Origin of the sequence: Dietzia sp. 111N12-1, assembly GCF_001658045.1 — a bacterium.
Taxonomy (GTDB): Bacteria; Actinomycetota; Actinomycetes; order Mycobacteriales; family Mycobacteriaceae; genus Dietzia; species Dietzia kunjamensis.
In genome coordinates this window covers 75,547-100,195 of record NZ_LSSV01000002.1, presented here as the reverse complement: position 1 = coordinate 100,195, position 24,649 = coordinate 75,547, and the positions used below count along the sequence as shown (strand labels likewise).

Annotated in this window: 15 protein-coding genes and 1 tRNA gene; 4 read left to right on the top strand and 12 right to left on the bottom strand. The window is 72.3% G+C overall.

Going from position 1 to position 24,649, the window contains the following annotated elements; genetic code table 11:
* Position 1 precedes the first annotated feature (1 nt).
* The 4 genes from AYO52_RS01815 to AYO52_RS01800 all read right to left on the bottom strand — a co-directional run bounded on the left by AYO52_RS01815 (position 2) and on the right by AYO52_RS01800 (position 6,128).
* On the bottom strand, positions 2-1,456 hold the full coding sequence (locus AYO52_RS01815) for an aldehyde dehydrogenase (protein WP_067712353.1): 1,455 nt from the start codon (positions 1,454-1,456) through the stop codon (positions 2-4).
* Positions 1,457-1,747: 291 nt separating this feature from the next.
* A tRNA-Met gene (locus AYO52_RS01810) sits at positions 1,748-1,824 on the bottom strand.
* Positions 1,825-1,937: 113 nt separating this feature from the next.
* A complete protein-coding gene (locus AYO52_RS01805; RefSeq protein ID WP_172812087.1) occupies positions 1,938-5,000 on the bottom strand; it encodes a UPF0182 family protein in 3,063 nt (1,020 codons plus the stop codon).
* 66 nt (positions 5,001-5,066) lie between these two features.
* Complete coding sequence (locus AYO52_RS01800; RefSeq protein WP_082923688.1) at positions 5,067-6,128, bottom strand: PDZ domain-containing protein; 1,062 nt, start codon at positions 6,126-6,128, stop codon at positions 5,067-5,069.
* Between the two features lie 78 nt (positions 6,129-6,206).
* On the opposite strand from AYO52_RS01800, the gene AYO52_RS01795 reads away from it, so the two are divergent.
* Entirely contained in the window at positions 6,207-7,685 is a 1,479-nt protein-coding gene (locus AYO52_RS01795) for a zinc-dependent metalloprotease (RefSeq protein ID WP_082923687.1), read from the top strand.
* A 29-nt stretch (positions 7,686-7,714) separates the two neighbouring features.
* Here AYO52_RS01795 and AYO52_RS01790 read toward each other — a convergent pair whose 3' ends face one another.
* Entirely contained in the window at positions 7,715-8,410 is a 696-nt protein-coding gene (locus AYO52_RS01790) for a M48 family metallopeptidase (protein WP_253701742.1), read from the bottom strand.
* Positions 8,411-8,533: 123 nt separating this feature from the next.
* Here AYO52_RS01790 and AYO52_RS01785 point away from each other — a divergent pair, with 123 nt between their 5' ends.
* Positions 8,534-9,604: a hypothetical protein gene (locus AYO52_RS01785; protein WP_253701740.1), complete on the top strand. Its 1,071-nt coding sequence runs from the start codon at positions 8,534-8,536 to the stop codon at positions 9,602-9,604.
* An 8-nt stretch (positions 9,605-9,612) separates the two neighbouring features.
* Positions 9,613-10,929: an AarF/ABC1/UbiB kinase family protein gene (locus AYO52_RS01780; protein WP_067712348.1), complete on the top strand. Its 1,317-nt coding sequence runs from the start codon at positions 9,613-9,615 to the stop codon at positions 10,927-10,929.
* Between the two features lie 39 nt (positions 10,930-10,968).
* On the opposite strand, the gene AYO52_RS01775 is transcribed toward AYO52_RS01780, so the two are convergent.
* Entirely contained in the window at positions 10,969-13,110 is a 2,142-nt protein-coding gene (locus tag AYO52_RS01775; protein ID WP_067712467.1) for an ATP-dependent DNA helicase UvrD2, read from the bottom strand.
* A gap of 96 nt (positions 13,111-13,206) precedes the next feature.
* Between AYO52_RS01775 and AYO52_RS01770 the strand changes: the two genes are divergently transcribed.
* Complete coding sequence (locus AYO52_RS01770) at positions 13,207-13,485, top strand: mycoredoxin (RefSeq protein ID WP_067712346.1); 279 nt, start codon at positions 13,207-13,209, stop codon at positions 13,483-13,485.
* 43 nt (positions 13,486-13,528) lie between these two features.
* Here AYO52_RS01770 and nudC read toward each other — a convergent pair whose 3' ends face one another.
* From nudC to AYO52_RS01740, 6 genes are all read right to left on the bottom strand, one after another.
* Positions 13,529-14,455 (bottom strand): NAD(+) diphosphatase, encoded by a 927-nt coding sequence (gene nudC / locus AYO52_RS01765; protein ID WP_082923686.1) that lies wholly within the window; start codon positions 14,453-14,455, stop codon positions 13,529-13,531.
* Positions 14,456-14,536: 81 nt separating this feature from the next.
* On the bottom strand, positions 14,537-15,616 hold the full coding sequence (locus AYO52_RS01760; RefSeq protein ID WP_067712343.1) for a TrkA family potassium uptake protein: 1,080 nt from the start codon (positions 15,614-15,616) through the stop codon (positions 14,537-14,539).
* Positions 15,617-15,679: 63 nt separating this feature from the next.
* A complete protein-coding gene (locus tag AYO52_RS01755) occupies positions 15,680-19,036 on the bottom strand; it encodes an ATP-dependent DNA helicase (RefSeq protein ID WP_067712456.1) in 3,357 nt (1,118 codons plus the stop codon).
* A 5-nt stretch (positions 19,037-19,041) separates the two neighbouring features.
* Positions 19,042-22,326, bottom strand: coding sequence for a UrvD/REP family ATP-dependent DNA helicase (locus tag AYO52_RS01750; RefSeq protein WP_253701737.1), 3,285 nt, complete (start codon positions 22,324-22,326; stop codon positions 19,042-19,044).
* A 124-nt stretch (positions 22,327-22,450) separates the two neighbouring features.
* Complete coding sequence (locus AYO52_RS01745) at positions 22,451-23,743, bottom strand: MFS transporter (RefSeq protein WP_067712341.1); 1,293 nt, start codon at positions 23,741-23,743, stop codon at positions 22,451-22,453.
* Positions 23,740-24,630 carry a TIGR02569 family protein gene (locus AYO52_RS01740; protein WP_253701734.1) on the bottom strand — a complete coding sequence of 297 codons (891 nt, stop codon included), beginning with the start codon at positions 24,628-24,630 and terminating at the stop codon, positions 23,740-23,742. Before AYO52_RS01740 ends, AYO52_RS01745 begins: the two co-directional genes overlap by 4 nt.
* Positions 24,631-24,649: the final 19 nt, after the last annotated feature.

Genomic DNA, 24,649 nt, shown 5'->3' with positions numbered 1-24,649 from the left:
GTCAGCTCTGCTCAAGGTAGACGGACTTGAGCTCGGTGTACTGGGCCAGCCCCTCGGGGCCGAACTCGCGCCCCACCCCGGATGCCTTGAAGCCGCCGAACGGGGCGGAGAAATCCATCGTGTAGGTGTTCACGCCGTAGGTGCCGGTCCGGACCCGTCGCGCGACGCCCAGCCCTGCCTCCCGGTCGGCGGTCCACACGGTGCCCGCCAGTCCGTACTCGGAGTCGTTGGCGATCCGGACGGCGTCGTCGACGTCGTCGTAGGCGATCACGGAGATGACGGGGCCGAAGATCTCCTCCTGCGCGATGCGCATCGAGTTGTCGACGCCACCGAAGACCGTGGGTCGTACGTACCAGCCGGTGTCCAGGCCGTCGGGGCGGTCGGAGCCCCCGGCGAGCAGCGTCGCACCCTCCTGCTGCCCGATCTCGATGTAGGAGTTCACCCGCTCCTGCTGGCGACGGGCGACCATCGGCCCGATCTCCGTGGCCGGGTCGAGCGGGTCCCCCACCACCATCGACCCGATGCCGTCGGCCAGCGCCTGTGCCACCTCGTCGTGGCGGTCGCGACTCACCAGCACTCTGGTCTGTGCCACGCACGCCTGGCCGGAGTTCATCACGCCGACGAACTTGAGCCCCTCGACCGCGGTCGTCAGGTCCGCGTCGTCGAGCACGATCGCCGCGGACTTGCCGCCCAGCTCGAGGGAGCAGCGCTTGAGCTGCTCGCCGCAGATCGCGCCGATTTTCCGGCCCGCCGCGGTGGATCCGGTGAACGCCACCTTGTCGATCGCGGGGTGCCGCACCAGGTGCTCGCCCACCTCGCGGCCGCCGGCGACGATGCTCACGACGCCCTCGGGCACGCCCGCCTCGATGAGCAGTTCGCCCAGCAGGTAGGTGTCCAGCGGCGTCTCCGGCGCCGGCTTGATCACGATCGTGCACCCCGTCAGCAGCGCCGGGATCAGCTTCGACAGGACCGTGAACTGGGGGACGTTCCACGGCGGGATCGCCGCGACCACGCCCACGGGCTCGTGTCGCACCAGCACCTCCCCGCCGAGGACGCCGGGGCGGGTCTCCTCCCACTGGAATTCACGCGCGATGGTGAGGAAGGCCTCGATCTGCATCCACGGGGCGGGCGCCTGGGCGAGCTTGCTGAACGAGATCGGGGAACCCATCTCCGTGGAGATGACGGTCGCCATGTCGTCGAGCCGCGCCGCGTACAGGGCGGACAGCCTGGCGACGACCTCGATCCGCTCGTCGGGGCTCATGCGGGGCCACGGGCCGTGGTCGAAGGCCTCGCGCGCGGCGGCCACCGCGGCGTCCATGTCCGCCACCGAGCCCTCGGGCACGCGGGCGACGACCTCCTCGGTGTGCGGGCTGATTACCTCGATCACGTCATCGGTGGCGGGGGAACGCCACTGGGTGCCGATCAGTAGGGCATCGCGGTCGAGTGAAGTGGTCATGGGGCTCTCCTGCCGTCACGGGCGTCGTCGTGGCCGCATCGGACATGCGAACAGACACCTGTCCACCATACGAGGACCGAACCGCTGCGTGGGCCGGAACACGAGGACAGGCGCGACGAGCACTCCGAAGGCAACTACTACGTCCGCACTCTCGACCACGGCGTCGGTCAGGTCGCCACGACGCCGTGGCGGGGCGGGGAACTGTCGCGCCTCGGCGAGGCCTACAGAACTCGAGACAACTCCAGAAATGACCTCAGGCCCGGCTCCCTCTCGGGAGCCGGGCCTGATGCGTGGTAGCGGGGACAGGATTTGAACCTGCGACCTCTGGGTTATGAGCCCAGCGAGCTACCGAGCTGCTCCACCCCGCGTCGTTTGCGTCTATGACACTACGTGCCATTCACCGGACATTGCAAATCGGTGGACGCTCGACGACTAGAAGATGACGTAACTCACACCCCCGCACCCATAGCCACAGGTCACGTCAGTTCCCCAGGCCTTGATAAGCGTCGACGGCGGCCTGTAGGTCCTCGAGCGCCTGCCCCAGATCGGAGAGGTCTCCCCCGCTCTGGGCCGAGCGGACCGCGTTCAGCGCCGAGTTGAGCTCGCGCACGGCGGCTGCCCGCTCGGAGTCGTCAGCGCCTCCCCCGGTGGCCGGCGACGACGGTCGCGGGGCGGCGCCCTCGGCGGGCCGGGCGGCGCCTTCCTCTGCCTCGGCCTCCGCCTCCCCGCTCTCGTCGATCCGCACGACGTCCGGGTCGGCCTCTATCCCGACCTGTCGCAGCGCCTCGTACAGCGTGGGCGCGTAGCCCACCGCGCGGTCGTACGAGACCATCACGCGCAGCAGCCTCGGGAAGGCGGAGTCCTGGTCCTTGCGCTGGGTGTAGATCGGCTCCACGTAGAGCACCGAGTCGTCCGCCAACGGCAGCGCCAGGAGGTTGCCCTCCGTGATCTCGGCGGTCTCACCCCACAGTCGCCGGTCCTCGGCGATCGCCGGCGAGGCGATCATGATGTCCTGCGCCTGGTTGGGACCCTGCGACAGCGGCTCGGTCGGCCGCTGGACCCGCACCGTGATCTGCCCATAGGTCTCGGGGTCCGAGCTCGCCGTCATGTGCGCGGCGAGGAACTCACGCTCATAGCCGCGGAACGCCGAGATGAGCTGGAACGACGGCTCGTCGGACTCCGGGTCGGTCGGATCGGAGGCCACCACGTAGTACGGCGGCTGGGCCGGCCCGTCACGGTCGACGGTCTGGGCACCGGCGGGACCACCGGCGGGGCTGCCGGCCGGACCACCGGCGGGCCCGCCCACGGGCGGACCCTGCGGGTTCTGGATCGACGAGGTCACCGTGGGATCGGACGGCACCGACCAGAAGGCGTCGTTGGTGAAGAACTGGCCCGGGTCGTCGACCTGGTACTTGGCCAGCAGCTCACGCTGCACCTTGAACAGGTCCTCCGGGTAGCGCAGGTGCTCCTCCAACTCCTCGGAGATCGCCTCACGTGGCTGCACGATGTCCGGCAGCGCCTTCATCCACGTCTGCAGCACCGGGTCCGACTCGTCGAACGCGTACAGGTCGACGGTGCCGTCGTACGCGTCGACGGTCGCCTTGACCGAGTTGCGGATGTAGGAGACCTCCTCGTCCGGCAGGACCCGACCGCTCGCGTCGTTGAGGGAGTCCGAGGTCATGGCCTCCAGCGAGCTGAGCTCGGCGTACGGGTAGGTCTTGAGCGTCGTGTACCCGTCGACGATCCACTTGATACGGCCGTCGATCACCGCCGGATAGGTGTTGGTGTCCGTGGTCAGCCACGGGGCCACCTTCTGCACCCGGTCCCGCGGGTCGCGGTCGTAGATGATCTTCGAGTCGTCCCCGAGAATGCTGGACAACAGGATGTTGCGCTCGGCGAACTTGAGCGAGTAGGCGATCCGGTTGACCCAGCCACCGACGGGGACACCGCCCTCGCCGGTGTAGGTGTACTGCTCGGTGTCGGTGTCGTACTCACGGGGCCCGTCGCCGTTGTCCCCCACGATGGCGTAGTCGGGGTCCGCCTGCGCGATGAGCGGACCGAAGTAGGTCCGCGGCTGGGTCACCGGGATCATCATCTCCTGACCACTGGAGATCGCCTCGAGGTCGGAGACCTGGAAATTCGGCAGGCCGCCGCGGTCCGAGCCGGCGTCGTCGGCGATCTCGTTGACCCGGTTGGCCGGTGCGGCCACGAACCCGTTGCCGTGCGTGTACACCGTGTGGCGGTTGATCCAGTCCCGCTGGTTGGCCTGCAGGGACTCGGGGTTGAGCTCACGCGCGGCCACGAGGAAGTCCCGCATCTCGCCGTCGATCGTGTAGCGGTCGATGCCCAGCGTCTCGGGGAAACCGTAGAAGTTGCGCAACTGGTGTAGCTGGGTGAACGTCGGCGCCAGGACGCTCGGGTCGAGCACGCGGACGTTGGACAGTGTCGTGAGATCCGAGGCCGCCTCGCGGGGGTTCGGATCGGCCGCCCCCCAGTTGTCGATGTAGGTGACCCGCTCCTCACCGATGTCGTACGCGGCGCGTGTCGCGTCGATGTTCCGCGCGATGTACTCCCGTTCCTTCTCGGCACGGTTGGGCTTCACCGAGAACTGCTCGACGGCCAGCGGCCACGCCGACCCCACCACGAGCGCGGAGAACAGCAACAGGACGGTGGCCAGCGCGGGGATCCGCAGATCCCTGATCACGATGGCGGAGAAGAACGCGGCCGCGCACACCAGCGCCACCGAGAACATGAAGATCTTCGCCGGCATCAGGGCGTTGACGTCGGTGTAGCTGGCGCCGGTGAACGTGCTGTTCTCGCTGAACAACAGCTCGTAGCGATCCAGCCAGTACGCGGCGGCCTTGGCCAGCACGAACAGCCCGGCGAGGGTCACCAGCTGGATCCGGGCGGCGCGGGTGAGGGCGCCCTCGCGGGCGCCGGGTCGCAGTCCGCCGAAGAGGTAGTGGGTGAACAGGTTGGCCAGGAGGGCCAGCACGACGGCCACCATGAGCCAGGTGACGATCGCGCGCCACATCGGGAGCTCGAAGGCGTAGAAGGAGATGTCCAGACCGAACTGGGGGTCGGTCTCACCGAACGGCGTCGAGTTGAAGAACGCCAGCACGGTCTGCCACCCGGTCTGCGCGACCGACCCGGCCAGGATCGCCAGGACGACCGGGATCCAGAGCACGGTCCTGCCGGGCGAGGCCCCCATGGCCGCCCGGTAGCGGGACAGCGCGTCCGGCATGCCCGCCTGCGCCAGGAACACCGGGCGATACCGGTAGGCCAGCAGAATGCCGGCGCCCACCGCCAGGCCGACCAGGAGGGCGACCGCCACGAAAAGACCGAGCCGCGCCAGCAACTCGGTCCGGAACACGCTGGTGGCATCGACACTGCCGAACCACAGCCAGTCCGTGTACGCGGTGTTCAGTCTGGGCAGGACCTGGATGAGGAGGATGAGGACGACGACGGCGACGGCGACGGCCCGACCGCGACGAGAGATCGCGATCGGCCGACCGGGGGAATTGCCGGGTGGGCGGACGGACACCTGGAAAGCTCCTGCACTGCTGGGGCGGACATGCTCGTGACCCCCACCTTACGGAAAAGCCGTGCCTCAGCCGCAGGTCGGTGGCTGGCCCCCGGAGGCCGCCGTCTCCAGCGCCTCCAGCGCGCCCTCCAGCGTCTCCACCTCGATCAGCCGGACGCCCTCCGGCGGGCCCTGCACAGCCTCCGCACAGTTGGCCGCGGGGACCAGGAACTCGCTCACCCCCGCGTCGTGGGCCGCCCGGATCTTGTGCCGGATACCGCCGATGGGCCCCACCGTCCCGTCGGGACGGATGGTGCCCGACCCCGCCACCCGCGTCCCCCCGGTCGCCTCACCCGGCGACAGCTTGTCGACGATCGCGACGGCCAGCACCAGGCCCGCCGAGGGGCCGCCCACCGCGGGGTCCACCGTGATGTCGACGTCGGTGCCGTCCGCCGGGGTGTCGCCGACCAGGATGCCCAGTCGGCCCTGTTCGGGATCGCCGTCCGGTCCGGCGGACTGCAACGTCGCCGTCGTCGTCTCCTCACGCCCGTCACGGGTGAACCCGATGCGGACCTCGTCACCCGCGCGGCGCTCACCGACCCGCTCCACCACGGCCGTGGCGTCGTCGACGGATTCCCCGTCGATGGAGGTCAACACGTCGCCCGGGCGCAGGCGCCCGGCGGCGGCACCGTCCGGCTCCACCCCCTCGACGCGCGGCTGCATGGGGATCCCCAGGAACCGGTAGGCGGCGGCCTCGGCGGAGTTCTCCGAACCGACCATCTCCGCGGCGTTGGACTCGCGCACCTCGTCGCGTGAACGGTCCGGAGGGAACACCTGGTCGCGCGGTACCACCACCTGCGCCGGATCCACCCAGAACCGCATCGCGTCGAGCAGCGTCAGCCGGTCGCGGACCGCCACCGTCGTCATGAACAGGGAGCCGGCGGTCTCGTCCGCCTCCCTGCCCGCTACGTCGACCACCGGAACCCGCTCCGTGTCACCGTCCTCCGTCTCCACCTCGGCCGTGCCGAAGGTGTCGTAGGTGGGTCCGGGCCCCATCGACACCAGGGGGACGGTGGCCGACGTCGCCAGGACGAGCAGCAGCACCGCCGGTACCAGCGCGGCGAGAACGGTGAACAGGCGACGACTCACGGGGCAAGGGTAGACCGCACCCGCTGCCGGCCGCGTCGCGGCCGGACCCCCCACCCCTGCACGCTGTACCGTTGTGGCATGAACCAGCCCTTCGGTTTCTCCGCTTCCGACGACGACGGGCGCGACGACGACCGCGACCGCGGCCAGGGCGGTCCCGGCGGTCCCGGCGGCTTCGACCCCTCGCAGTTCGGCAACTTCGGCCAGATGCTCTCCCAGTTCGGACAGATGCTCGGCTCCATGGGGTCGGCCATGTCCGGCCCGGGGAGCTCGGGGCCCGTCAACTACCAACTGGCGCGGACGGTCGCCCTCCAGTCCCTCGGTCGCACGCCCGTGATCACCGACGCCTCGCGCACCGCCGCGCAGGAATCGGTCCGCCTGGCGGAACTGTGGCTCGACGAGACCACCCAGTTCCCCTCCGGAGTGCACCGCACCGAGGTGTGGACGCCCCAGCAGTGGGTCGAGCACTCCCTGCCCACCTGGGAGAAGATCTGCACGCCCGTCGCCGAACAGATGAACTCGGCCACCAAGGGCGCCATGCCCGAGGAGGCCCGCCAGCTCGCCGGCCCGCTGCTCGGCATGCTCGACCAGATGGGCGGCATGGGCTTCGGCATGCAGCTCGGGCAGGGGCTGGGCAAGCTCGCGCCGGCCGTGCTCTTCTCCTCCGAGGTCGGGATCCCGTTCGGCGACGACGGGGTGGCCGCGCTCAGCCCGGCCGCGATCGACGAGTTCGCCGACGAGCTGGAACTGCCCCGGCAGGAGGTCGTGGTCTTCCTCGCGGCACGCGAGGCCGCACACCTGCGACTGTTCGCCGGCGCCCCCTGGCTGCGCGCCCGGTTCCTGGCGACCGTGGAGGAGTACGCGCGCGGCATCCGCGTGGACACCTCCGGGCTCGACGACCTCGCCTCCGGGCTCGACCCGTCCATCCTGCAGGACCCCACCAAGCTCCAGGAGTTGCTCTCCGGCGGGGCCGGGGCGATCGGCCCCAAGGTGACCAACGTCAACGAGGCCGCGCTCGGCCGGCTCGAGACGCTGCTCGCTCTGGTCGAGGGCTGGGTCGACGCCGTCGTCGCCACGGCGGTCGGCGACCGGCTGCCCAGCGCCGACAAGCTCCGCGAGATGTGGCTGCGCCGCCGGGCGACCGGCGGCGCAGCCGAACAGGCCTTCGCCTCGCTCGTCGGACTCGAACTGCGTCCGCGCAAGGCGCGTGAGGCCTCCGTGTTGTGGCGCCGGGTCGGCGAGGCCGTCGGCACCGAACGTCGCGACGGACTGTGGAGCCACCCCGACCTGCTGCCCGTCGGCGAGGACCTCGAGAACCCCGCCGCCGTCATCGACCGGCTCCTCGACGAGTCGACCGGGGACTCCAGCGGCGTCGACGAGATCGAGCGCTTCCTCCGCGAATCGGGTGGCGGGACCGGAGAGGCCGGCGACGGCGGACCCGAGGCGTCCGGCCCGGATGGTTCGGGGACCGACGGCTCCGGTTCCGGCACCGAGGGTTCCGGCACTGAGGGTTCCGGCACCGAGGGTTCCGACTCCGAGGGGCCGCGCGACGGGGCCTGATCGGCGGGCGTCGTGACGGGCGGGCCGGCCTAGTACAGGCCGGGCTCGTCGTCGTCGCCCTCGACCAGGTCGCCCACGCCCTCGCCCCCGACCCCCGGTTCTCCCGCGCCACCGGGGGCGTCCGACCCGGCCCCCGACCGGAGCACCCGCGAGTAGGCCTCCAGATACCCCATCGCCCGCTCGGTGCGCGGATACCCGCGCACCGCCTCCCAGAACTCGGGCGGGTGACCCCCGGGGACGACGAGGTGGGCCAGCTCGTGCACCACGACGTAGTCCAGCACGTAGGCAGGCACGTCCCGCAACGTCTCGCTGATCCGGATCTCCCCGGAATCCGGTGAGCAGGACGCCCAGCGGGTGGTCATCGCCGGCACCCAGCGCACCGATGCCGGCCGCGCCCGACCCTCCAGCCACGTCGTCGACAGTTCCGTGGCGCGCCTCATCAGGTTCGCATCGGGCGCCCGGTGACCCTTGCGGCGACCGGACCGGGCGAGCCGGCCGAGCAAGTCGGTGATGAGGCGTCGTTCCTCCGCGCGTGGCAGCCCCGCCGGCATGAGGACCACCACTGACTCGCCCTCCACCCGCGCTGACACCGTCCTCTTGCGGCGTGTGGAGCGGCGGACCTCGATCCGAGGATCATCAGGCTCGGTGGGCAGCGCCGGTGCCGGGCCCGGGCCGGGTGACGGTGGGCTCGCGGACACGGCGGCGGGGCGTGGGGCTGGCGACACGCGGACCACGGTAGACCACCCCACACGGCGCGGTTATCCACAGGCACCGACGAGACCGGCGCCTGTGGACAACGACGCCCGAGCAGGGCCCGGGCAGGACCGCCGCGTGCCACGATGTGCCCCGTGACCCCAGTGACCGCTCCTGCCGACGACCCGCCACGCGCCGCCACCGTCGACTCCACCGGCACCGGTGCCGGCACCGCGGCGGTGGCGACCGTCTCCCCGCGCACCACCGCCCCCGTCATCGCCGCGCAGGCCGAGGCCTCTGCCTCCCGGGTCCGGGCCACCCTGCGTCCCGGCACCGTGGTGGTCGCACGGGATGACCACACCGTCCAGGTGGGACTGGCGCCTGACCGCGCGGTGGTGGTCGACGCCCCCGCCACCGTGGGTGCCCGCAGCCTCTCGGCACTACTCCGTGGCCTCGAGGGCGGGGCCCCTCTCGACGACGTCGCCGCGCGCGCTGGAATCGACGCGGCGGGGATGGCGACCGTGGCCCGGATCCTCGTCCACCTGGCCGACCTCGGTCATCTACGACTCGACCCGCCGGAGCCGGGAACGGCCACGGACGCAGACGCGCACGCGACGGGCTCCACTCCGAGGCCCGCGCCGGTGCGACGCGTCCACATCCTGGGGGTCGGCCAGATCTCGGAGGTGCTCCGGGGGCCGCTGTCCGTCAACGGTTGTCGTGTGACCACCGGCCCCACCCCGGGCTTGACACTCGACGCCGAGCGGCCGCCCTGGTTCCGACGGGGCGTGGCCCCCGACCTCGTCATCCTCACCGGCACCGTCTCCGTGGATCCGGTGGTCACCACCGCCCTCGCCCGGTCCGGACAGACGCACATGCACGTGTACTGCCGGGACGGCCGCGTGGTCGTGGGCCCGACCGTGGTGCCGGGGGTCACCCCGTGTCTGCGCTGCACCGACCTGTACCGCGCCCGCCGGGACCCGCGGTGGCCGTTCGTCGCCGCCCAACTCATCGGGCACAGCCCCGAGGCCGCCGTTCCCGCCCTCACCGCCGCCGCAGCCCTGGTGTTGGCGGAGGTCGCCGCCAGCCGTGAACCCCGCACCCGGCTCCAGACCATCGGGGCCACCGTCGAGATCAACCCGTCCGAGGGACTGTGGCGCCGGCTCGAATGGCAGGCCGACGCAGCCTGCGACTGTGGGGCCGCCCCGCATGTCCGTCCTCTGTCATGATTGAAGGCGTGTCCGACCTACCCCGCACCTCGTCCCGCCGCGCAGCACGCCTCGCGGGACTCCCACTGGGCATCGCCGGTCGCGCCGCCGGTTCACTCGGTCGACGCGCCCTCGGGCGGGGGGACGGGGATCTGAGCGAGGAACTGGCCGATCAGGCCGCCGAGCAGGTCTTCGCCGTTCTCGGGGAACTCAAGGGCGGCGCCATGAAGGTCGGCCAGGCCCTCAGCGTGTTCGAGGCCGGGATGCCCGACAAGTACGCCGAGCCGTTCCGGGAGGCCCTCACCAAGCTCCAGGCCGAGGCACCCCCCATGCCCGCCGCCGAGGTGGAGAGAGTCCTCGACACCCAACTCGGGCTGCGCTGGCGTGAGCGCTTCGCCGAGTTCGACGGTGACGCCGCCGCGGCCGCCTCCATCGGGCAGGTCCACCGCGCCGTCTGGTCCGACGGTCGGGAGGTGGCCGTCAAGATCCAGTATCCCGGCGCCGATGAGGCCCTCCGCTCGGACCTGCGGCAACTCCGGCGACTGGCTCCCCTGTTCCGGCCGCTCAACCCCGGCACCGACATCAGGGGCATCATCGACGAGCTCTACGACAGCACCGTGAGCGAACTCGACTACCGCGCGGAGGCCGACACCCAGCGGGTGTTCTCGGCCGCCTACCGCGACGATCGCCTCGTCCGGGTGCCCTCCGTGCTGGCCTCGTCGCCCAAGGTGCTGGTCACCGAGTGGGTGGACGGGCGGGCCCTGAGCCGGATCTCCAGCGACGGCACCCCCGCAGAGCGCAACCGGGCCGGCGAGCTCCTCACCGAGTTCCAGTTCAGTTCCCCCACCCGTGCCCGGATGATGCACGGCGATCCCCACCCCGGAAATTTCCTGCTAGCCGATGACGGTCGACTGGTGGTCCTGGACTTCGGCGCGTCGATCCCCCTGCCCGAGGGCGTGCCGGAGGTTCTCACCTCCATGATGCGGCTCGCCCTGGCCGGTGATTCCGATGAACTGGTGCGGTTGATGACCCGGGCCGGATACGTCGGCCGGAACGGCCTCGACCCCGCCGACGCGATGGCGTTCCTGAACCCGTTCATCGAGCCGATGCGCGAGCCTGTTTTCCACTTCAGCCGCGCGTGGATGCAGAGCATCATGTCCGTCTACGGTGACGTGTCGGGACGGGAGTTCCGGACCTCCCGCTCGTTCACCCTGCCGCGCGAGTACGTCCTGATCCACCGGGTGCTGTCCGCGTCGGTGGGCATGCTGTGCCAACTCGAGGCGTCCGCCCCGTACCGGGAGATCGTGCAGCGCTGGATGCCGGAGATCTTCCCCGACAAGGGCTGACCAGCCCCCGGCTCGGGGATCCTCCCGCGCGGCGCGGGTTCAGGTGGCGCGGATCAGTTTCAGCACGTCATCGCCGTACTCGCTCAGCTTGTGCGCCCCGATCCCGCCGATCCGGCCCAGTGCGCGGGTGTCGGCGGGCCGCTCCCGGGCGATCTGGGCGAGCGTGTCGTTGGTGAACACCGTGTAGGCGGGTTTGCCGATCCGTTCCGAGGTCTCCTTGCGCCAGTCCCTCAGTCGTTCGAACAGGCCGGTATCCACCTCCACCGAGCATTCCGGGCACAGCCCGAGCGCGCGGTGCATGGGCCCGGTGAGCTTCTCCCCGCACCCGCGGCACCGTCCCTTGTCCGAGGTGTCGGTGGACCCGCGCGGTCCGACCGGGGACTGGGCCGGGCGAACGGGGTCGAGGAAGCGGCTGGGGCGTCGGCCGGCCCGGCCACCGGCGCGTCGACTCCGACTCCACGACACCGTCAGGTGCTCGCGGGCGCGGGTGACGCCCACGTAGAGCAGGCGCCGCTCCTCCTCGATCGCGTCCGGTCCGGCGTTGATCGCGTGGCTGATCGGCAGACTCCCCTCGTGGACTCCGATGAGGAACACCGCGTCCCATTCGAGCCCCTTGGCGGCGTGGAACGACGCCAGCGTCACACCCCGCTCGTCCGGGGCGTGACGTGCCGCCGCCCGTTCTCGAAGCCCCGCGACCACCGGTAGCAGGCCCTCGCGAGCCTCGGCCGTGGCGATCTCCTCCGCGAGACCCACCAGCGAGTTCAGTGCGTTCCAGGTCTCCCTGGCCTGGGCACCGGACGGCTCGGCGGCGGTGAGACCGAGGGGCTCGAGCGCCTGCCTGATGACTGCGACGATCTCCGTGGGGTCCGCCAGTTGGGAGTACGCCTGCGCCCGCGCCTCGTCCGAGCCGTCGATCAGTCGGTCGATCGCCGACATGGCCCGACGGACCACCGGCCTCTCGAAGAAGCCCTCTCCCCCCTTGAGCCGGTATCCGATCCCGGCCTCGTCCAGGGCCGCCTCGACCCGCTCGGACTGGGCGTTGATGCGGTACAGCACCGCGATCTCCGAAGGGTCCATCCCGCCGTGGACGAGATCGGCGACGGCCCCCGCCACCGCCTCCGCCTCGGCGTCCTCGTCGGGGTACTCGGCGAGGACCGGCTCCGGGCCCGGCGGCCGCATGCCCCGCAGGGTGAGCCCGGCGCTGCGGAAACGGCCGCTGCCGGCGCCGATCACCGCATTGGCCAGGTCCACGACCTGAGGCGTGGAGCGGTAATCGGACTCCAGGCGCACGACGGTGGCACCCGGGTAGCGGTCCGCGAAGCCGAGCAGGAAGTCCGGTTCTGCGCCGGCGAACGAATAGATGGTCTGGTTGACGTCACCGACCACCGTCAGGTCGTCCCTCCTGCCCAGCCACGCGGTGAGCAGCCGTTGTTGGGCCGGCGTGACGTCCTGGAACTCGTCGACGACGAAGCAGCGGTAGCGGTCCCGGAACTCCTCGGCGATCGCCGGGACCTCTTCCACGAGTTCGGCCATGTGGCTCAGGAGATCGTCGAAATCGAGCATCCGGACCGGTCCGGAGACCTTGAGGTCCTCGTACGCCCGGAACGCGCGCGCGACCTCGGGGGCCGGCACCGGCAGGTCGCGACCCAGCGCGACGGCCTGCTCCGCGTACGTGTCCGGCGTGAGCAGGCTGGACTTGGCCCAGCCGATCTCGGTCAGCACGTCGCGGATGGTCTCCGTGGCGGGGTCCAGGCCGACCCGGCGCACCGCCTGGGCTACCGCGCGGAACTGCCCGTCCAACAGCTGCCAGGGTTCCTCCCCGTACACCCGTGGCCAGAAGTACGACAGGTTCCGCAGGGCGGCCGAGTGGAAGGTCCGGGCCTGTACGGGTCCCGTCCCGGCGTCCGCGACTCCCAGCCCCGCCAACCGCATGCGCAGCTCCCCGGCGGCGCGGGCGGTGAACGTCACCGCCAGCACCTGGTCACCGCGGACGTGCCCGGTCGTGACCAGGTGGGCGATACGCCTGGTGATCGTGCGGGTCTTGCCGGTCCCGGCGCCGGCGAGGATGCACACGGGGCCCCGCGGCGCCAGCACGGCACGACGTTGCTGCGGGTCGAGACCCTCGAGGGCCGACTCCGCACCATCTTCCCGTCCGCGACCATCTCCCGGTCCGCGCCGCATGTCACTCACGCCCCCATCGTGGCATCCGCCTCCGACATCGCGTCCGAGGCCTCCCCCCGGGGATGATTCCCGCGGTCGTGCGCGTTACACCCCATCATGAGCGATCTGACGACGAACGACGATGCCGGCGCCCTGACCCTGTACACCACCACGTGGTGCCCCTTCTGCACGCGACTCAAGAAGCTGCTGGACGAGAAGGAGATCGGCTACACCGAGGTCGACGTGGAGGCGGACGCCGATGCTGCCGCTTTCGTCGAGAGCGTGAACGGCGGCAACAGGGTCGTCCCGACGGCGCTGTACTCGGACGGCACCACCGCCACCAACCCCCCGGCCTCCCAGGTGCGCGCCAAGCTCGCCGAACTCGCCGGGGTCTGACGCGCTCGGCCTGGCCTGACGGCGACGCCGGGGACCGGCGCCCTCAGGCGTCGACGTCCCCGTCGACCGCTGCGACCCAGGACTGCAGCATCACGTGCGCGATGGAGACGGCCGGCGCCACCATGAGGTCGCCACGGCCGGCCAGCGCGTCACGGACCCGGTCGACGTCGAACCACGCGGCCTCACTGATCTCCTCGTCCTCGAGCACGATCGGGGCCTCGGGGTCGCCGATGGCGTGGAAGCCGACCATGAGGGACCGGGGAAACGGCCAGGGCTGACTGCCCAGGTAGCGCACGCGGTCGACGACCACGCCCACCTCCTCGGCGACCTCACGTCGAACGCAGCCCTCCAGGGACTCCCCCGCCTCGACGAAACCGGCGACGTGCGAGTACATGCCCTCGGGCCAGATCGGCTGGCGGGCGAGGAGCACTCGTCGTCCCCCGTCGTGGACCAGACAGATCACGGCGGGGTCGGTCCGTGGGTACTCGAGGCCACCGTGGAACGGGTCCTCGATCGCCCATCCCGCGTCGACCCGGCGCGGATGGTGGGTGCGTTCGCGGCCGCGGACGTTGTCGCGATGCCACCCGAGTAGGGCCATGGCCTGGGAGGCCAGCGACCCGTCACCCTCGACGAGGTCGGCCCCGCACGAGCGGAGCGACGTCACCGCGGGCTCGGCGGGGAGCTCGTCGACCGGGACCGCCCAGATGTGCCGGGCGTCCTCGGTCCTCCCGAGGAACACCGCCTCCTCGGGGAGGGAGTCCGCGAGGTCCAGGGCGGGCTCCAGGCGGATCCGCTGCCGATCACCGCGTGCCGGCTCGATCGCGAACCTGTTGCGACGGTCCACCTTCATCACGCGCGCCGTGGCCCATCCTCTGTTCAACTCATCGGAGTCCTGCCGGAGGGGTGCCGCCCTGTCGGGCGCCGCCACCGAGAGCACCGGATCGGAGTCGAGGGTGAAGTCCATCGGCATCGTGTGGGGTCCTTTTCGCGGTCGTGAGGGGCGTCGATCAGCGTAGCCCGGCCACCTCGGCGTTCCCGCCCTGCCCGTCGCTCAGTCGGCGATCATCCGGATGTAGAGCAACCGGTCACCGCTCTCCAGCGCGTCTGCCTCGGGCTCGTTGACCTTGATGAGCTGTCCCTTGCGCACCACCCCCAGGACGAGTTCGGCCAGGTGCCGGGGTGAGCCGCCCACCTCGGACTCCTCGACCCGTCGTTCGGCGATGGAGAAGCCCTCGTCCGGGGTGAGCAGATCCTCCATCATCCCCACGACGGTCGGCGAATTGGTGGCCAGACCGAGGAGACGTCCGGTGGTCTCGGCGGAGACCACCACGGAGTCTGCGCCGGACTGCTTGAGCAGGTGCTTGTTGTCGCTCTCGCGGACCGTCGCGACGATCTTCGCGTTGGGCGCCAGTTCCCGCGCGGTGAGGGTGACCAGCACGGCCGTGTCGTCCGAGTTGGTGGCCACCACGACAGCGGAGGCGCGGGTGAGGCCGGCCAGTTTGAGGACGTCGGACCGGGTGGCCGAGCCGTGGACGGTGACCAGACCGTGGGCGGCCGCGGCCTTGAGTGCCTGGGGGTCGGTGTCGACGACGACGATGTCGTCCGGGGCGGTGTCGTCGGCGAGCATCGCGGCGATGGCGGATTTGCCCTTGGTGCCGTAGCCGACGACGACGGTGTGATTGCGCACGTGGGTTCTCCATCGCTGGATCTTGAAGGCTTGACGGGACTGCTCGGTCAGCACGGCCAGAGTGGTGCCGACGAGCAGGATCAGGAATACGAGGCGAAGCGGGGTGACGACGATGGTGTTGATCAGCCGCGCCTGCTGGGTGATCGGGGTGATGTCTCCGTAACCGGTGGTCGAGAGGGAGACCGTGGCGTAGTAGAAGCAATCGATGAGCGTCAGCTCACCATTCGCTCCGCCGCCACCGGTATAGCCCCCGCGGTCGAACCACACCACCAGCACAGCGATGCACAGGGCGACGACGGCCATCACCACGCGCTTGCCGATCAGCCGCCACGGCGTCTCACTGTTCTCCGGGATGCTCACCACGCCCACGAGCGCATGGTCGGGACTCTCGTCCAGCGGGTCGTGGCCACGGAACCGCGATGCCAGTGCGCGCTTCTTCACCATGGGACTCCGTTTCCGCGACGCGTCCCCCGCGGGGACCGTGCCGTCATCGACATGAATCGTCGCCTATCGCCCGCCACGGGACAACAACCGGCCCCGCCCCGGCCCGTCGGTGAGGAGCCGCGACAGTTCGTCGGCGTCCGGCAGAGGGGCCGGTTCGATCATGCGCCCGGAACGCACGTAGTGGAACGCGGCGCGCACGCGGTCGAGCCCCACGGGTCGTCCCAGGCGTGCGGTGGCGATCTGGGCCCACGCGTACCGGTAGACGGCCAGCTGGAGGGCGACGGCGGGCATGTCCCGCTCGGCGGGCACCCGTCCGGTCTTCCAGTCCACGACGATCCACCCGCCGTCGCCGTCGCCGTCGCGGTCGCCGTCGCGGTCGCGGTCGGCGACGGCGAACACCGCGTCCATCCGTCCGCGCAACAGGTGCTCGCCGAGCCCCACCTCGAAGGGCACCTCGACCGCTTCGGGTGTCATCCGTGCCCACCGGGATGCCTCGAACGCCTCCTGCAGTGCGGTCAGGTCCGCCTCGGACAATCCGTCGGCCGCGCCCTGGTCGCCGGCGCCGGGCAGGTCGTCGATGTCCAGGAGGTGGGTGGCGCCGAAGCGGTGCTCCAGCCAGAGGTGGAAGCGGGTCCCGCGCCGGGCGAAGCGGTCGGGACGGAACGGGACCGGCCTGCGGAGACGGTCCGCGAACTCCCGGGGGTCGGACGCCAGTGCGACCATCTGCCCCGCGGTGAGCCGGCGGGGCAGGATCACCTCGTCCCGCTGTTCGGCCGCCCGCCGCGCGTCGGCCAGCAGCGGTGCCGCGGCGAGGTGCCAGCGGCGTGCCGGTCCCGATTCCGGCGGGTCCTCGTTCTCCGGGTCCACCGGCACGGCCGCGTCGACCGCCCGTGCGACGGCGACGCGGCCGGGGGCGGCCGGTCGAGGCCACGTGGCCTCCACGACGGTCGTCGTGGCGGGGTTGGTCGGGGAGGGTGTGACGACGAGGTGATCGATCTCCCCCAGTGGCTCGTCTCCCCCGCACGCCTCCAGGACCTCGTCGAGGAATTCCGAGGGGCCCTTGGGTGTGGCGGCCCCTCCGATCCAGTGCGACCCGGACAACAGCAGCGTCTGCTCGGCTCGTGTCACCGCCACGTAGAACAGCCGCCGATCCTCGTCCAGTGAGCGTCGCCGGACCCGCTTGACATGACTCTCGAGCGCGTCCTGCAGGAGTTTCCGGTCGGTCACGTCGTCGAGCCGGGGCACAGGTACGCCGCCGGGGTTGTCCTCCGATTCACGGTCCCCCCGCAGGTGCTCGGGCAACTGGGTCGCCGTGCGCACCGAGGTCTGTGGCGCCTGGTCGGACGGGAAGACCCCCTGCGCCAGGTGCGGGACGGCCACGATCTCCCACTCGAGCCCCTTGGCCGAGTGGACGGTGAGGATCTGGACCCGCCCCGGTGTGGCGGCGACCTCGCCGCGCGCGAGCCCCCCGTCGACCGTGCGCGCGAGGTCGAGGTAGGACAGGAAGGCCTCCAGTCCTGTTCCCCGGTCCGGCCGGAACCCCGCCGCCACCTCCTGCAGCGCGTCGAGCTGCTCGCGGGCCTCGCCGACTCCCGCGCGTTGACGTAGGCGGACCTCCGCGTCGAGTCCGAGCGCCTGCTCGGCGGCGGCGACCAGACGGGCGGGGGGTGCCGACGAGCGGGCGCGCAGGCCCGAGATGATCCCGGCGAGTTCGCTGATGCGGGCGGCGCCGTCCGGGCTGTAGCCGCCTGCGGGGCCGGGGTCGGCGAGGGCGTCGGCGAGCCCGGCCGAGTCGGTCTCCTCCCCCCTGGCGATGCCGTCGAGAATGTCCTCCAGCTGGTCGAGAGCGGTCACCGCCCCGCCGGGGGCCGCGGGCCGGCGCAGCGATAGGTGGGAGGCACGCCGGGCGAGCGCGGCGAGGTCCGCGGCTCCGAGAGAGAACCGGGAGCCGCTGAGCAGGCGCAGCAGTGCGGGTCCCGCACCCGGGCGGGAGACCACGGTGAGCAACGCGACGACGTCGGCGACCTCGGGGACGTCGAGCAGTCCGCCCACCCCCACCACCTCGACGGCCAGGCCGCGCGACTCGAGGGCGGCGGCGATCGCCGCGGAATCCCCGTTGCGTCTGACCAGCACCGCAGCGGTCGGCGTGCGACCGTCCCGGGCGGCCGCGCTGTATCTCGCGGCGATCGCGTCCGCGAGCCATTCCCGTTCGTCCGACGCGGTGTCCAGGACGGCCACCCGGAGGTCGGCGGCCTCGGCGCCGGGTCGGGCTCGCAGTTCGGCGACGGGGATCGACCCCGGCCGGTCGCGCAGGGGCGCGGTGATCCGGTTGGCCAGCGTCAGGACCTCGGGTGGGTTCCGCCACGAGGTGGTGAGCTCGCGCAGGTGCGACCGCCGACCGTCGGCCAGGGGGAAGTCCTCGCGGAACCGGTCGAGGTTCGAGGCCGAGGCCCCGCGCCAGCCGTAGATGGACTGCATGGGATCGCCGACGGCGGTGACGGCAGGGACGGGTCCCGCCCCGCCCCCGAACAGGGAGGAGAGCAGGACTCGCTGCGAGTGTCCGGTGTCCTGGTACTCGTCCAACAGCACGACCCGGAACGCCCGGCGCTCGGCCTGGCCGACCTGGGGGTGGTCGCGCGCGACGGTGGCGGACAGCGCCATCTGCGAACCGTGATCGAGCGCCGATTCCGTGCGCATGCGGGCCGCGACCGCGTCCACCAGGTCCGCCAGTTCGTCGCGATGCCCCTGCACGTCCGCCGTCTCCTGGAGCCACCGGGTGGGGGCCTGGCGTTGCCGCGGCCCGGGGGGCAGGGTCGCGACGAGGGTGGTCATCAGGTCGGGGTCGGTGCGCAGGTCGTCGGTGGTGACGAGGTGGTCGGACAGCTGTCCTGCCAGCGTGAGCACGTCGCGCGTCACCCGGCCGGGGGTCGATCCGGTCGTCAGGGGACTCTCCCACCTCGACACCACGTCGTGGGCGAGTTGGAAGGCGGCGGTGGGGGTGAGCAGCCGCGCGTCCGGTTCGACGGGGACGAGCAGCCCGTACGTCCCGAGCAGGGTCCCGGCGAACGCGTGGTAGGTCGAGATCTGTGGATCCTCGGTGCGGATGGCCTCCGCGATCCCGGGAGCGGCTCCCGGGCCCGTGCACAGGGGACTGCGCGCCAGCGCGTCGAGCCGCCGGCGGATGCGACGGGACAGCTGCTGCGCCGCCTTGCGGGTGAAGGTCAGCCCGAGGATCTCCCCCGGGCGGGCGTAGCCGTTCGCCACCAGCCACACCACGCGGGCGGCCATCGTCTCGGTCTTGCCGGCACCGGCTCCCGCCAGGACCAGCGTCGGTTCCGCCGGACCAGAGATCACCTCGGCCTGCTCTGCGGTCGGCCGGTGGATCCCGAGCGCGTCGGCGATGACGTCGGGCTCGATCATCGTGGTCACCCGATCACCTGCTCTCCCTCGGGCTGCGCCGGGCAGCTGGATCTCACGTCGCAGTGCTCACACCAGCGACCTACCCTCGCGGTGTAGGACGGTCCGATGGTCGCGCGGCCCGCTTCCGTCACCCGCCGGGTGAGTTCCTCCCCGGCCCCCGTCCCGAGCGGGTCCTGCATCCGTTCGGCCGGCATGCGTCCCTCCCTTCCCGCCAGGTAGAGCAGGAGCCCTCCGCCGGGGGCCCGCCCCGCCGCGGAGTCGACGGCCCCGGCGGCGACGGCGAGTTGGTAGAGGGCGAGCTGCGGGTGCACGGCGGCCTCGGCGTGGCTCGCCGCGGCCCGGGAGGTCTTCACGTCGACCGGGATCACCTGTCCCGCCGTGGTCGCCTCGAGCCGGTCGATCCGTCCGCGGACCCGCACCGGTCCGTCGACGTCGAACTCGAACGCCTCCTCGACCCCGGCGGTGGTGTACCGGTCGCGCGTTGAGGCACGCCACAGTCGGAAGGTCTCGGCCATCTCGACCATCGACTCCGCGCCCCGCTCGGCGAACCACCCACGGGCCATCGTGAGGGCTTCCGCCCGTCGCCGCACGGCCCCCCGCAGTGCGTCCTCCGAGATCCCTCCCTCCACCGCCTGTGTCAGCGCGTGGACCGCCGAGCCCCGGACGAGAGGGGCCGCCGATCCGGCATCCGAGGAGTCGCCTCGCACCTTCTGGAGGAACCACCGGAGGGGGCACTCCTCCAGGGCACCGAAACCGGAGGGTGAGAGGACCGCGAGGGGTTCGCCCGGCGTCGAGGTGACCACCGGGGTCGTCGAGGACGGCTCGGCCGCGCCGAACCAGGTCCGCGGGTCGGCGACCTCCACCCCGGCGTTGCGGAGCCCGGCGAGGAGTCCGGCCGCGTGCCGGGCGTCCGCGGGGTCGGTGGCCTGGTCATGGAGTGCCGCCCGCAGGTCCACGGCCAGGTGCGGCAGCGTGAAGACGCTCGGCGCGTGCCGGGGCGGGCCTGCCACCGCCCCGGCGGGCGCCGCGGTGGGAGTGGTGGTGGCCAGGTCCGAGATCTCGTCGACGAACCGGGAGGGTGCGATGTCGCCCTCCTCCGGCGACTCGACCGCGGTCACCAGCAGGTGATCCCTCGCGCGGGAGCACGCCACGTAGAACAGTCGACGTTCCTCGGCCGACCGGGCGGCGGCGGAGGACACGGCCCGCTCGGCTTCGGACGGCACCGGGCCGTCACCGGCGACCTCGGTCAGGTCGACCAGCTCGTCGACTCCCAGGAGACCGGACCGCCGGCGGGGTGCCGGCCACACTCCGTCCTGCACGCCGCACACGGCCACGGCCCGCCACTGCCTGCCCACCGCCGCATGCGCGGACAGGACGCTGACCGCCCCTCCACGGGCTCTGATGTCCGCGCGTCCGGGGGCGGGCAGGTCCTCGCCGGAGACGACGTCGCAGAAGAGGGCGACGGACCCGCCGGGCACCCTGTCGACGAAGTCGGCGGCGTGGTCGAACAGCGACACGACCGCGTCGAGCGAGCGGTCGGCGGACCGGGACCACGGGTCGGCGGCGACCGCCTGACGGACGAGGCGCTTCTCCAGTCTCGACGCCGACCACGCGGCCCAGAGGGCCTCCTCCGCGGTGCCGCCCGTCTCGAGTTCCTCCAGGACCGCCGCGCGGGCCCGCCGGATCCTCGTCACCGGCGCGAGTTCCACCACCGTCAGGCCCGGCGGCATCCGGTCCTCCTCCGCGAGCACGAGCCGGCGCAGTGTGTCCGCGCTCGGTTCGTTCCCGCCGATCCCGGAGCGACGCAGGCCGCGTCGGAGGCGTCGCATGGCCACCGCGTCGGCGCGTCCGATCGGTCCCGAGAGCATCGCCAGTGTCCGTTCCGCATCGGTTCCGGCCTCGCCCTCCACCGCGGAGCGCACCAGCAGCAGGAGCGCCGACGCCACGGGGTCGTGGGCGGGCGGGATCTCCGCACCCGCGTCCACGACAGGGACCCCCGCGGCGTCGAGGGCGGCGAAGAGCGCGTCCGCCATCCGGGGCAGCGAGCGGGTCACCACCGCCATCTCCGCGTAGTCGACGCCGTCCAGGACGTGTCGACGGCGGAGGAAGTCCGCGATGACCGCGGCCTCCGCGGCGGACGAGCCCGCGACGGTCACCCCCACCGACCCCTCGGCCGGGCCCGGCGTCTCGCGGGGCCGGTGGCGGGCGGCCCCGGGGAGTCTCGACGCGACGCGCGCGGCGACGGCCGTGATCGCCGGCGACATGCGGTGCCCGGTGTTCAGGTCGATCGCGCGGCCACCCTGGTCCACCACGGCCCGGGCGAGACCCCCGTCGGCGCCACGGAACCGGAACACCGACTGGTCGCCGTCCTCGGCCACGAGCAGGACGTCCGCCCCGCCTCCGACCGCCGCGACGAACTCGGCGGCCAGCGGATCGAGGTGCTGCGCGTCATCCACCGCGACGAGACGGCGGGACCGGAAGATCTCGCGCAGATCGGGATCGGCGGTGAGGGCGTCCAGTGCGGCCCCGACCAGTTCTGCGGCGTTGAGCGCCTCCGGTATGTCCGACTGTCCGGAACGCACCCCGGACCGCAGCGCCATCTGCTCCTCGTGGCGGCGGAAGAACCCGGCGGCGGCGACCCAGGCCGGACGCCCCGCGGTGCGGCCCAGACGGGCGAGTTCACGGGGTCCGATGCCCCTCTCCAGCGAACGCAGGAGCAGGTCGCGCAGTTCGCGGGCGAATCCGACGGTGGAGAGAGCCGGCCGCATCTGTTCGGGCCAGTGCGGGGCCCCGTCCGCCAGTTCGCCCATCAGGGTCTCCCGCACCACCGCGTCGTGCTCGGCCCCGGTGCGCAGGCGCGGGGGCGGTGCGTCTGCCCGCGCGGCCGCCAACCGGACGACCGCGTGGGCGAGGGAGTGCACGGTGCGGACGGGCGCGTCGGTGCCGACCACGAGGTGCGGGGGCATCCCGTGGGTGGCCCGTTCGAACAGGGTGGCCGCGGCCGCCGCCGAGCCGGTGAGCACCAGGACCCCGTCCATCCCCACCCCGCCGGCCACCGCGGAGCGCACCACATCGACGATCAGCGACGTCTTCCCGCTGCCCGGGCCCCCGCGCACGACCCACCGGTCCTGCCTGCCCGTCCGGGCACCCGGCCAATCACGCCCGAGGAGGTCGTCGAGTTCCGCCGACCAGGACGTTCCGTGCTCGTCGACCGTGCGTGCGTCGCGGGGGGCGGTCGGGGCAGGGGCGGTCAAGGCAGTGGCGGTCAAGGCGGTGGCGGGCTGTGTCACGGCTCGATGAGACCACACGACCACGACATCCCCCCTGCCCGCCCGGACGAGCCGCTCGCCGGAGGGCATGTCGACCCCGCACCGCGCAGACCGGGCCCGCGACCGGCGCGGGGGACGGTACGCCTCAGCGCAGGGTGTCCTCGAGCATGTTCGGGCGGCACGCGGTCCGCGAGACGACCGTCATGATGGCCAACACCACCGTGAGGAACGCCAGGCCCGCCCCGAGCCCGGGGCCGTCGAACAGCATGCCGAACACGAGCGGCCCGAGGGACGCGGCCGTGTACCCCACGCCCTGGGAGAACCCGGAGAGCGCGGCGGAGCCGGCCTGGGTGCGCGTGCGGAGGTTGATCAGCGTGAGGCAGAGCGGGAACGTGCTGGGTCCCACGCCGAGCAGGCAGATCCACACCCACGCCGCGCCGGGAGCCCAGAGCAGGCCGGCGAACCCGGCCAGGTAGGACACGACGGAGACGACGACGACGGCGTACGGGTCCTCGAAGCGGCCCGCCGCCCACGGCACCACCAACGCCGCGACGAGGCCGATCGCCGAGTACACCGCCAACGCCAACCCGCCCTCCGCGCGCGTCATCCCGATCGATTCGGCCACGGCCGGGAGCCAGGTGAAGAACGCGTACGTGCACAAGGAGTTGGTTCCGAAGAACAGGGCCAGCGCCACGCCGACGGGCGAACACCACGGGCGGATGCGCCGGGTGGGGGTCGCGGCGGAGCCGCCGGGGGCGCTGGTGGGGGCGCTGGTGGGGGCGCTGCCGGTGGAGCCGTCGGCGGGGCGGGGGGACCCGGTGGCACGAGGGGAGTCGGTGGGGACGCCCGGCCGCACGACCTCGACGATCCAGGGGATCGCGGCGACGACGGCGAGGACCGCCCACCACCCGATGGAGACCCGCCACCCGGCGGCCTCCTCGACCGGCACCGCCACCAGCGCCGGGACGACGGTGCCCAGCTGCAGACCGGTGATGTAGGCCATGCTGACCGCGGCCACGTGCCGGGGGAAGTACTTCTTGACCAGGGGCGGGGCGACGACGTTGCCGATCCCCATCCCCGCCAGCGCGATGAGTGATCCCGCGCCCATCACCCAGGGGTCGTGGGCGGCGGCCCGGATGAGCTGCCCGACGGCCGCCGCGACCATCGCCAGGACCGTGAGCATCTCCAGACCCACCCGGCGTAGGACGATCGGGGTGAGCACACCCCAGACGGCGAACATGGCGGTCGGGACCATCCCGAGCAGCCCCATCCCGGCGGCGCCGAGGCCGATCTCGGCGTCGATCACCCCGAGCAGCGGGCTGAGGGAGGTGACGGCGGTCCGGAGGTTCAGCGAGACGAGGACGACGCCGACGAGGGCCACGAGCGGAAACGCGAGGGCACCCTGGCGGGACGATGCCCGCGGGGAACGGGGGGTCATGCCGACGTGTCCCCCACGAACTCGCCGACCTCGCGGGCCATGGACTGCAACCCGTCCATCGCGTGCGGCCGCGAACCGGGGTGCAGCGCGTGTACCGCCAACCGGAACACGGCAGCGCGCAACACCATCTGGGGCCACTGCTCGAGATGGCGCCATCTGCCGAGGACCCCGATGTCGGCCGTCCCCCACGACAGGTGGTCGATGGCGACGACCGCGGCCGACCACGAGGTCGGCCGGGCATAGGGCACGACGTCGGTCAGTGCGGGTTCGGCGGACGAGTCGAAGAGCAGACCCCGGGCGAGATCCCCGTGGACGACGCCGGTCACGGGGATCCCGACCGGCCTGCGGTGCCGGATGAGGCCCGTCGCACCGAGCAGAGCGGCCGCACGGTGGGTCGCGAAGGGCGTACCGCGGTCCTCCATCCCGGGCGCCAGGTCGTGCTCGGGGTCACCGTCCCAGGCGGCCGCCTCGGCGAACGCGAACAGGTCGGTCTCGGCCCACGGCCGCCTCGCCGGGCGGGTGGCGGGCCGCGGGGGCTCCACGTCGGCGAGCGCCGCGTTGATCCGCGCGGACCACGCGATGGTCTCGTCGGCGCGCGCCTCGGGGCGACCGGACACCACCCGGTCGGCGCGCCAGCCGGACACGACGTGGCGTCCATCGGTCGAGCGGACGGGGAGGGCCACCCGTAGCCCCGTCACGTCCAGTTCCTCCCGGACCCGGGCGGACCAGTTCGCCAGCGCCGTGTCCGCGACGGGGCGGAGCACGACGGCGGCACCGGAGGTGGACACCAGCCAGCCGGTCCCGGAGCCGGCGACCACGGGGACGGCCGGGCCGTCCGTCACGCCGAACGCGCCACGGACGTGCTCGGGGACCCTCGCATCGTTCACGCCGCCCACGCTACCCACC